The sequence below is a fragment of the Cerasibacillus sp. genome, from assembly GCF_036516575.1.
GTDB lineage: Bacteria > Bacillota > Bacilli > Bacillales > Amphibacillaceae > Cerasibacillus.
The window spans coordinates 1-9,275 of sequence record NZ_DATBTY010000021.1 but is presented as its reverse complement, the minus strand read 5'-3'; the positions used below and the strand labels follow the sequence as shown (position 1 = coordinate 9,275).

General features: G+C 36.0%; 9 protein-coding genes and 1 pseudogene. 6 read left to right on the top strand and 4 right to left on the bottom strand.

The annotated features are described in order from the left end of the window. Positions 1-312 precede the first annotated feature (312 nt). From VIG73_RS03420 to VIG73_RS03410, 3 genes are all read left to right on the top strand, one after another. Positions 313-846 (top strand): ABC transporter ATP-binding protein, encoded by a 534-nt coding sequence (locus VIG73_RS03420; protein ID WP_331639146.1) that lies wholly within the window; start codon positions 313-315, stop codon positions 844-846. A gap of 98 nt (positions 847-944) precedes the next feature. Beyond that, positions 945-1,094 carry a hypothetical protein gene (locus VIG73_RS03415; RefSeq protein ID WP_331639145.1) on the top strand — a complete coding sequence of 50 codons (150 nt, stop codon included), beginning with the start codon at positions 945-947 and terminating at the stop codon, positions 1,092-1,094. A 190-nt stretch (positions 1,095-1,284) separates the two neighbouring features. Beyond that, the gene (locus tag VIG73_RS03410; protein ID WP_331639144.1) at positions 1,285-2,697 is read left to right on the top strand and encodes an ISLre2 family transposase; all 1,413 of its coding nucleotides are present in this window, start codon (positions 1,285-1,287) and stop codon (positions 2,695-2,697) included. A gap of 161 nt (positions 2,698-2,858) precedes the next feature. Here the strand turns inward: VIG73_RS03410 and VIG73_RS03405 are convergent. From VIG73_RS03405 to VIG73_RS03395, 3 genes and pseudogenes are all read right to left on the bottom strand, one after another. Further along, positions 2,859-3,182, bottom strand: a pseudogene (locus VIG73_RS03405) (DNA cytosine methyltransferase); the annotation flags it as partial. Between the two features lie 94 nt (positions 3,183-3,276). Further along, entirely contained in the window at positions 3,277-4,647 is a 1,371-nt protein-coding gene (locus VIG73_RS03400) for a hypothetical protein (RefSeq protein WP_331639143.1), read from the bottom strand. Positions 4,648-4,713: 66 nt separating this feature from the next. Further along, positions 4,714-5,793, bottom strand: a complete 1,080-nt coding sequence (locus VIG73_RS03395) for a hypothetical protein (protein ID WP_331639142.1) — start codon at positions 5,791-5,793, stop codon at positions 4,714-4,716. Positions 5,794-6,641: 848 nt separating this feature from the next. Between VIG73_RS03395 and VIG73_RS03390 the strand changes: the two genes are divergently transcribed. From VIG73_RS03390 to VIG73_RS03380, 3 genes are all read left to right on the top strand, one after another. Next, complete coding sequence (locus tag VIG73_RS03390) at positions 6,642-6,890, top strand: hypothetical protein (protein ID WP_331639141.1); 249 nt, start codon at positions 6,642-6,644, stop codon at positions 6,888-6,890. A gap of 77 nt (positions 6,891-6,967) precedes the next feature. Continuing rightward, complete coding sequence (locus VIG73_RS03385; RefSeq protein ID WP_186088527.1) at positions 6,968-7,378, top strand: phage holin family protein; 411 nt, start codon at positions 6,968-6,970, stop codon at positions 7,376-7,378. Continuing rightward, positions 7,375-8,082 (top strand): N-acetylmuramoyl-L-alanine amidase, encoded by a 708-nt coding sequence (locus VIG73_RS03380; protein WP_186088528.1) that lies wholly within the window; start codon positions 7,375-7,377, stop codon positions 8,080-8,082. Before VIG73_RS03385 ends, VIG73_RS03380 begins: the two co-directional genes overlap by 4 nt. Before the next feature lie 107 nt (positions 8,083-8,189). Here VIG73_RS03380 and ant(6) read toward each other — a convergent pair whose 3' ends face one another. Then, positions 8,190-9,050, bottom strand: a complete 861-nt coding sequence (ant(6), locus tag VIG73_RS03375) for an aminoglycoside 6-adenylyltransferase (RefSeq protein WP_205177999.1) — start codon at positions 9,048-9,050, stop codon at positions 8,190-8,192. Positions 9,051-9,275: the final 225 nt, after the last annotated feature.

Below are 9,275 nucleotides of genomic sequence, written 5' to 3'. Positions count from 1 at the left end.
ATGGAGGGAGTGGATTGAAATGGCTGATAATCCTGCAATTCGAGCGATCGCTAATAGTCTCCCTCTGTATGGAGGGAGTGGATTGAAATGCCCATGCTGTACGGTATTCGTTCGATTCTAATTGTCTCCCTCTGTATGGAGGGAGTGGTTGCAATAAACTAGAATACGATCATCTAAACGAGAAAAAGTTGGAATGGCGCATTTGCGATTTCAACTTTTTTCTTATCGAGAATCATTGGAATCGCGCATTCTTTCACCGAAGTTGTGTAAAATAAGAGAAATCGGGTACAGAATAGAAGAAAGGATGAGGATATGTTTGAACTACAAAATATTCGCTTTTTAAACGTGTTGCACGTCCCCACTTTGATGATCCACGAAGGAGACATTACATGTATCGTCGGGGAAAGTGGAGCGGGGAAGTCGACGCTTGCGAAATTGCTCAATAAAATGAATAGCCCAACCGAAGGAACGATTACATATAAAGGCCGAGACCTTAAAGAAATGGACGCGGTCACGTTACGTCGCGACGTTGTCATGTTGTCGCAAACACCGCTCATCGTAGAAGGAAGTGTTCGCGATAATTTGCAGCTCGGTTTACACTATGCGGAAAAACGAGAAGCGACAGAAGAAGAAATGATGCGTGTGTTACAAGAGATGAAGTTAAATCAATCATTAGAAGACGATGTGGCAACATTGTCAGGAGGCGAAAAACAGAGGATTGCACTCGCACGGGTTGCCCTGATGCACCCATCCGTCCTCATATTAGATGAGCCGACGTCTGCATTAGACGATCATACGGAAGAAGACGTGATGCGACAATTTTTGCGCAATGCGAAACTAAGTTAACTGAGAAAAATATTATCGGTCATTATGAAGGCTATCAAAAGAAGATTGCTAGTAATCATGGTGACCCACGTCATTGGTTTTCAAAACATGGTAAGTCGATGATTAGGTTCCAGACAGATGTGAAGAAAGAATTGACAAAAAGTACGTCAACAAGTGCGTCAACAGCTAAACCATCAACAACTGGTGGAAAGAAACTATATCTCGTGCAGATTGGCACGTATAGTGTTAAAAAGAATGCAGATAAGTAGTTGGAAAAAGCGAAGAAAGCTGGCTTTAAAGATGCATTTGTGAAGTATGAATGAATAAAAATAATCAAGGGATAATTGCACATATGTGTAATATTTTACTCGGGGGTATTTTATTATACAAAAAAGAGAAGGCGTTCTATTATAAATGTATGCTTCGACGGCAAATACATTTATAATAGAACGCCTTCTCATGGAACATATTATATCAAGAATTTATGAATTATTAAAGGAAACAAATAACTTAATTGAATTTGAGGAACAAGTGCAGTTATTGATGTATGATACATTTGCTGATTTAGTTGGTGAAGTGTTTACTCAACTGAATAAAGTGATTAAAAAAGAAAAACAAGATGCAAATTGGAAAGTAGAAAGAAATGACTATAAAGACATACAGTTTACTTTTGGCAACGTTCGCTACAGACGTACCCTTATGTACGATGATAATGGAGAACCACACTATCCTTTGGATAGTTGGTTGGGATTTAGAAAAAGGCAACGCTACAGCCCTTTAGTTGAGATAAAAGTGGCTGAGTTAGCTAGTAATAGTACGTATCGTGAATCCTCTCGGATTCTTAGTGAATGGACAGCAGTTGATATCAGTCACACAACAGTTGGTACTGTTGTTCGACTCGTAGGTGAAGCCCAAGCAGCAGCTGATAAGGAAATGGTATTGGATCTGGAGTATGCCGCTGAGCTACCTAAAGGGAAAAAAGAAGTTGATTATTTATATACTGAGGCGGATGGTGTTTTTGTTAGGGATGTAAAGAAGAAAAAACACATTGAAGTGTCACATGGGATTATGTATGAGGGATGGAGTAAAAATGGTAAACGAGTATCTCTAAAAAGACCTAAAGTTATTCTGACTACAAAGTCGATAGATGAATTTTGGGAAGAAGTGAAAGCCTTCTCGGCTAATGAATATGCGCTTCAAAACACTCAAGTCGTATCAAATAGTGATGGAGGTGCCGGTTATTCATCTGAACGGTTCAAAGAGGTCTATTCGCAGTCTAACTATCCATTACTACATCAGTTAGATGAATACCATATTCAACAGGATATTAATCGTACATTCGGTTATCGAAAGAATGAGTGGAAAGACAAAGTACGTGAAGCTCTGAAAGAGCATGATTTAGATAAGTTCACACTTATTTTAGATACGTATGAAAGTCAATTAGAAATTGATAAGGATATGGAGAAAGTAACTAAATTTCGAACATATATTTTAAATCATTGGGATTATATATCAGACTGGCGTAATAGGGTTGATAGTTATCCGAAGGATGCACGAGGGTTAGGTGCAATGGAATCGAATCAAAGACGCATAACTTTTCGCATGAAACGACGTGGTATGCATTGGAGTAAAGCGGGAGCAGAAGCTATGGTGAAAATTAAACAAGGGATCGCAAATGATACGCTCAGGAAAGTATATTTAGCTTCACAACAAAGAAGCTACAGAAAACAACGTGATGTGAAGAAAAAAGTACGTATATCGAGTTTATTACGACAACCGACTCTAGACTCAATAGGGGCAAAACAAGGTTCCATTAGCTTGTATACAGCCCATTCTTCCGCGATTGGAAGATTATTCAAAGCACTTACTTAAGTTTTAAGATTAACCTGTCTATGACATAAGGTTCGTGCTTTTCGAACCTTATGTCATAGACAGGCCAGCAAGCGTAAGCGCGGTAGCCAAAAAAAGCGTACAAAAATAGAATGCTGAAAATATTGATAAAATAACACTACCGAGAAAAAGTTGACACATACCGTTGCACACCTCATTTCTTCTATGATTCGGATGGCATGATAAAATAAACTGGATTGACTTCCTGTAAGACCTTCTCGTTTACCGATATTAGATAAGTTCTGACAAGGTGAGCCAAATGTAATGATATGAACAGGTGGTATTTCTCCACCATTTACTTTGGTAATATCTCCTAAATGATGTATGTTAGGAAAATGTCGCTTCGTAATTGATATAGGTGCTTTTTCAATTTCACTTGCCCATATTGGTAGAATCCCATAACGAGAAGCTGCTAATGGAAATACACCAATCCCATCAAATAAACTTCCTAAAGTTAGTTTTGTCATATTCCACCTTCTATTCTCCGTTTTTAAGCGTAAAAAAAAGACGTTCATTTTATTTGAACGCCTTACAATGTTTTTATTCTATTGTGTTCTCACATCAAATCATTGTATTAAATAAATCAATTTGATACTCAAGAACGTAATCTTTCAGGTCTATTCCTGCCTGATATGAAAGCCCATCAACAAACCTGTTCCAATCATCGACATAATGAGCTTCTTCCCATGTATTATGGTAATCATGATAACGTGATAACTGGCTTGTTTTCCCACTATTTGTTTTATTTTTGTATAACTCAATCAAAATATTTATATCTTCCTTAAACGATTGGTTTATGTCCGTCGCTTTTAAGTTATGAACCATCTTGTTAATAATATTTGTAACGAATTCCTTATTCCAATTGACAGCATATGACTCCTTGTCCCTAACAAATGGATCTTTCTGCATTTCTGCCACATAGTTACTAGCACGTTCATTTTGATTTCCCAAAAAATTTCCAAACGCAATGTTAAGACTCGTTTTCATATCCTCTGTTACATCGTAATTTTCCATGATTAAAGCATATTTCATTGCAGATAATCCAAGTTCTACACCGAATTCTTCTTCTGATTTATGCTTATTGTAACTTACTCCCCCAAAACCAGAACCAATATGCTTCGTTTCTTTCATAATGGTGCCGACCGCTACTAAATCATCTATATTCATTCCATTTGAACTGATAAAATCCACATCCGAATGCTGGTTAGTAAATGTATAACGTAATTGTTCACTCATATATTGGATATCACTTAATAACCACTCATCTTCTGTCCCTTTAACCCCTGCATAGTTTTCATTTTCTTGAATGAACGATGTATAAGCATTCTTTCTTTGTTCAAAAAACTCTATAATGGTATCTTTAAATTGATCTCCGTCTATATTCATACCATTTTCTGAAAAAAAGTTACCTGCCATTTCAGCAAATTCATTCGCATATTTTTCAACACTTGAATAAATCATGCCATCTAACTTTTGTAACTGTTCCATCCGTTCTTGACCTTCAAATCGCATATTGATTTGTGATGAATACTCTGCATATTCAGATGCGAAATAATCTAAGTTATAGGCAATCTGGTCAGCAGAAGTATAGCTCGCTTGCAGTCCCGCCAAATGTAATTCTAAAGCCCCCCAATTAACATCTACATTTTTAAGGTCACTTTCCCGAAGTGATAATACTTCTTCATCGCTTAATTGTTTACGGTCAAATAAAATCGTACCATCCTCTTGTTTGATTACATTAACAAAGATTGGCTCCTTTGCCCTTTGCATTGCTTGTTCTTTAGAAAAGTCTTGTTTATAAAAAAGACCTTGTGTGGAAAATGTGCTCGTTGAAAAATGACCTTTACTTTTTGAATTTTGCCTATCTACAATCGTATTGTTTTTAAGATTAATGGAATGGTAATTGCCCGTTATAAATGGATTGATTTTCATTGTCACTACCTCCTACACTTTATCATATTAAAATATTTAATAATCGAATAAGAAATTATTTGATATTTAATTTAAAAATGTAATTGAAGGGAGTGGTTCAATACCACCTGCATAATAAAAGTTTAAAATACTAAAGAAATCAATTGGTTTCTGTGTATTTAAATCGTAAACCAATATATGGTCTCCCCAATTAGTAAGATCATCGTTATCTAGCCTTCTTGGTGTGGTCTTTCCTATTGTATCTACAAAAGAGTTATTATACTGTGTTGGTGGACCAGATCTAAAAGAGGACTCAAAATACGTAAATAAGGTATCCTTCTCTAAGTAGATGAGTATTGCATTATCTGAATCTGCATAATTTGAATGATAACTTACTGGACGTGAAATAGATTTAACTTTTGCATCTGATACCTTGTGTGTTCGTTTATTATAATTTCCATCCCATGCAAAATAGTATTCTCTTTCCCAATTTAAATGAGTATTATTCTGCCCAAGTGTGGCGACATAAGTTCCATTAGAATAAATATCATTATTCGGATAACCTAATACAAGGTATAACAATGAATCGGACGCCGACAATATATTTACGGCTCCAGATGGATTTGTAGCATTCATTTTAATTGAATATGCGTCTCCGTAGGTATTTGTTGAGTAGACCCTCAATGCCCAGTCCCCACTTGGTAATTGACTATGCGTTACCTGCTCTCCCGGGGTTCCTTCAAGAGTCGTCGGATAAAGAGTTTGGGTTTCCCAATCTACTTGGTACAATTTCACAACATAATCTGGATTTTCCGTTTGAATTTTAAGAACAATGCTTCTATCAGTATCAACACTAAAAAACCAAAAATCATCTGGATCAGCAGCAGTTAAAGTATCAGAAAAATTCATACGGTCTCCTGAAACACTAAAATTCGAATAAACAGAATACGGTGGGCGTTCTATATCAATCCCCTGTTCCTTATCTATGCTTAAGCTATTAGAAATAGATGAGACTCCTCCTGTGTCCCCGTTGTCTGTTTCCACTTTAAAATCGTTAACAGAATTCGTTATTCCATCAAAACTCGCAGAAGCCTGTGTAACATTATTACCGATAAGAAAAGTGACTACAAAAAATAATAAAAGCCCTGTTGAAACTATTTTTTTCATTTTCTAAGAACCTCCTAAATTAATATTTTGTAAACTTATCATTTACATCGGTTATTAATATAGAAAGTTTAACGATAATCTGTTTCCCTTAACAATATATTTCATTTTTAAATTCACGTCCAGTTCAAATTGAACAGCCCCTTATCTCTTATTGATAGGAGGCTGTTCAAGGCATATTACCATCATTTTATTGTGTTCCCACACCCCAGATCAATTACCACCGAAACGGTGATGTGGTTTTTCAGTACTTTATTTCTCGTTTTTTCACCTTCTCCTACATACATGAAATGCTTGTGAAAGTGTTTAAAACTAAGGATTTCTATATAGTTTCTCTTTGTAGCAACGAGACACACTCCACCTGTGTTGAATGTATTAACAACATATTCCCTAGTTACTTACGACGTTCTATGTTACAAACAAGCTCCACATGCGACAAGCTACCAAGCTTGATGTCTAGGGTGTGTAACCAAACAAAGAAGTCGTGACATGCATAATAAAGTCTTGCTATGATTTCTCCCTTGGGGCTAAAGAAGTCGTGCTATTTTTCCTGTTTTCTTTCGTCCTAAACCCTTATGTCTACTACGTCCTTAAGCCTTTTATCTATTATCCACTCTGTCAAAACTCCATTTTACATGAGCAAAATGCGTGTTAAAAAGCGTGAAAAAAGGCGTGAAAAAGGGGCGAAATTGACAACGGATTGGGCAAAAAACGGGATTTGTAGCAAGACTTCTTTTTACCAGCGAGTGGTGGAATGCGGGTTGGAGGCGTGGGAAATAGCACGACAAGTTTTTACCTGAACAGGTGGCGGAATAAAAACGGTTGAAGTATTGATAAAATAAGATTTTCCAGTGATTTTGGAGAATGTCCAAGCTGGGAAATCTTATTTTTATTGGAGCGTAATAGAGAATCGTATGATTGCTGATTTACTCAGTTTAGGAGATGCGGATGGTTTTTCAATTCTTTATTATCAAGATGTCGATAGCTTAGTTTATTGGGCAAACGAGGCAGCTTACAAGTGGAAGTTACGAGGCATTGCTATTTGGTCATTAGGACAGGAGGATATGCGAGTTTGGGAAGCATTACCAAAACAAATATAAACAATTCAAGGGTGTCTATAAAATGTGGACATCCTTTTTATATAGATGTTTTTAAAATTAAAGGGGGAAACTTTTCTATGAAGGATATATGGAACTGGATACAAATCATCGTTACAGCGCTAGGTGGATTTATTGGTTGGTTTTTAGGAGGGTTAGATGGCTTTTTGTATGCATTGATCATATTGGTTGTTACTGATTATATCACTGGAGTTATGTGTGCAATTGTCGATAAGGAACTATCTAGTGAAATTGGTTACCGGGGGATATTTAAAAAGGTATTAATTTTTATATTGGTAGGTGTCGGACATATGATTGACACTCACTTGATAGGGGATGGCAGCGTTCTAAGAACAGCAGTCATCTTTTTTTATTGCTCGAATGAAGGTATTTCTATGTTGGAAAATGCTTCACAATTAGGTTTACCAATACCTGAGAAGTTGAAAAATGTACTTGCTCAGTTAAACAATAAGGGAGGAAATGAAGAATGAAATTAAAACAATTATTTTTAACGAAGAATGAATGTTACAAGGCAGGAAGGAAAATTACACCAAAAGGAATCATGGTCCATAGCACAGGGGCAAACAATCCCAATTTAAAACGTTACGTTGGCCCAGATGATGGTTTGTTAGGAAAGAATCAATACAACAATCACTGGAACCAGCCACGTCCAGATGGAAGACAAGTATGTGTTCATGCTTTTATCGGAAAGTTAAAAGATGGATCAATTGCAACTTACCAAACTTTACCTTGGAATCATCGCGGATGGCATGCGGGCGGTGATGCGAATAATACACATATTGGTTTTGAAATTTGTGAAGATGGTTTAACTGATAAGACTTACTTTAATAAGGTTTATAAAGAAGCGGTTGAACTTTGTGCTTATCTTTGTAAACAATACAAACTGACGGAGAAAAACATCATCGGTCATTATGAAGGCTATCAGAAGAAAATTGCTAGTAATCATGGTGACCCACGTCATTGGTTTTCAAAACATGGAAAATCAATGGATACGTTTCGGGCAGATGTGAAGAAGGAATTATCGAAAGGTGCGTCAACCTCAAAGCCATCAACTGGTGGAAAGAAACTATATCGGGTTCAGGTTGGTGCGTATAGTGTTAAAAAGAATGCAGATAAGCAACTAGAAAAAGCAAAGAAAGCTGGCTTTAAAGATGCGTTTGTGAAGTATGAATAAATAAAAACAACCGAGGAGTAGTTAAACTCTTCGGTTGTAACTTAAATGACTATTTGTTCTTCCACAATCGCGCCCGTTAGCTTAATAACAGGTTACATTCCATAAGATTATTTTTCACTCAATTTTTCGTAAACATTGCGAATAAAGCGTGTCATTTTTTGATCGTATTCAGGATACTTGTAACCTAATGAGGAAGCGACCTTTTTAGAATATGTTCTGAACATTTGACAACACAACTCAAAGGATTCCCAAGATTCTCTATAACCTGATAGTGAGAAGGTTTTAGTTAGTTTGTCAAATTCCTTTTCGGGTAGATACTGATCAATAAATTTGTAGTTTTTGCCAACACTAAAATTAAACCCTTTACGTAGACCAACTTCCCAAGATATCATTCTTAAAAGTTCAGGACGGAGAATTTGATTAAAATGATCCAATGCGAAAAGAAGTTCTTTTCTAAACAATCCTTTTGCTACATAAGCTGATACATTCCAAAATTCATTACAGCAATCATCAAACTCTTGTTCATTGGGCTTTTTTGTCCAGTATTTAATATCACTTGGAATAATCGCTTTACTGATTCGATCGTCTTTGTCAACCAATATTTCTACTAAGCCATCTGAGTTGGAAAAGTATTTGTTTACCTCATCTAAAGGAATTAAACTCAGATCAATCTTTATACCATCGTTAAAATACATAATGTAGGTGAACCAGTGCTCAAACTCTGCCGGAAATAATTCCATATCCTCTGGTTTTTGCATGAAAACCATATTGCCGAAAATATTTAGCCAATCATCATCTTTCTTATAGGGTGCGATATCTGTGACAAAAAAGGAAATATCATAATCTTGAAAATCATCTTTTGGAATGTTTTGGTTTGTTCTAGAACCTTCAAGGACTGATAATCTGATGCCGTCATCATTCATAACAATATTTTTAAAAAGGTTTATCATCTCTTTTTCTTTGCGCATTTAAATCTCCCTATTCTCACAATAAGTTATTCCACAATATAGCCCAATTCTGTAATTCATGGCGCAGATCCTTGCTCCAGAACAGCGCCCTTTAATGGAACAAAAAGATTTGAATTCCTGTTATAAAAAAAGGATCAATTTTGAACTCTCTCCCAAAGTTGATCCCTTAACGATTTAGAAATCCCTTTGAGAATGTTTATATACATTCAAGGTAACCAGCCAACT

Coding starts and splice junctions, on each gene's coding strand:
- VIG73_RS03420 (WP_331639146.1), top strand. CDS start 313: ATGTTTGAACTACAAAATATTCGCTTTTTAAACGTGTTGCACGTCCCC.
- VIG73_RS03415 (WP_331639145.1), top strand. CDS start 945: ATGATTAGGTTCCAGACAGATGTGAAGAAAGAATTGACAAAAAGTACG.
- VIG73_RS03410 (WP_331639144.1), top strand. CDS start 1,285: ATGGAACATATTATATCAAGAATTTATGAATTATTAAAGGAAACAAAT.
- VIG73_RS03400 (WP_331639143.1), bottom strand. CDS start 4,647: ATGAAAATCAATCCATTTATAACGGGCAATTACCATTCCATTAATCTT.
- VIG73_RS03395 (WP_331639142.1), bottom strand. CDS start 5,793: ATGAAAAAAATAGTTTCAACAGGGCTTTTATTATTTTTTGTAGTCACT.
- VIG73_RS03385 (WP_186088527.1), top strand. CDS start 6,968: ATGAAGGATATATGGAACTGGATACAAATCATCGTTACAGCGCTAGGT.
- VIG73_RS03380 (WP_186088528.1), top strand. CDS start 7,375: ATGAAATTAAAACAATTATTTTTAACGAAGAATGAATGTTACAAGGCA.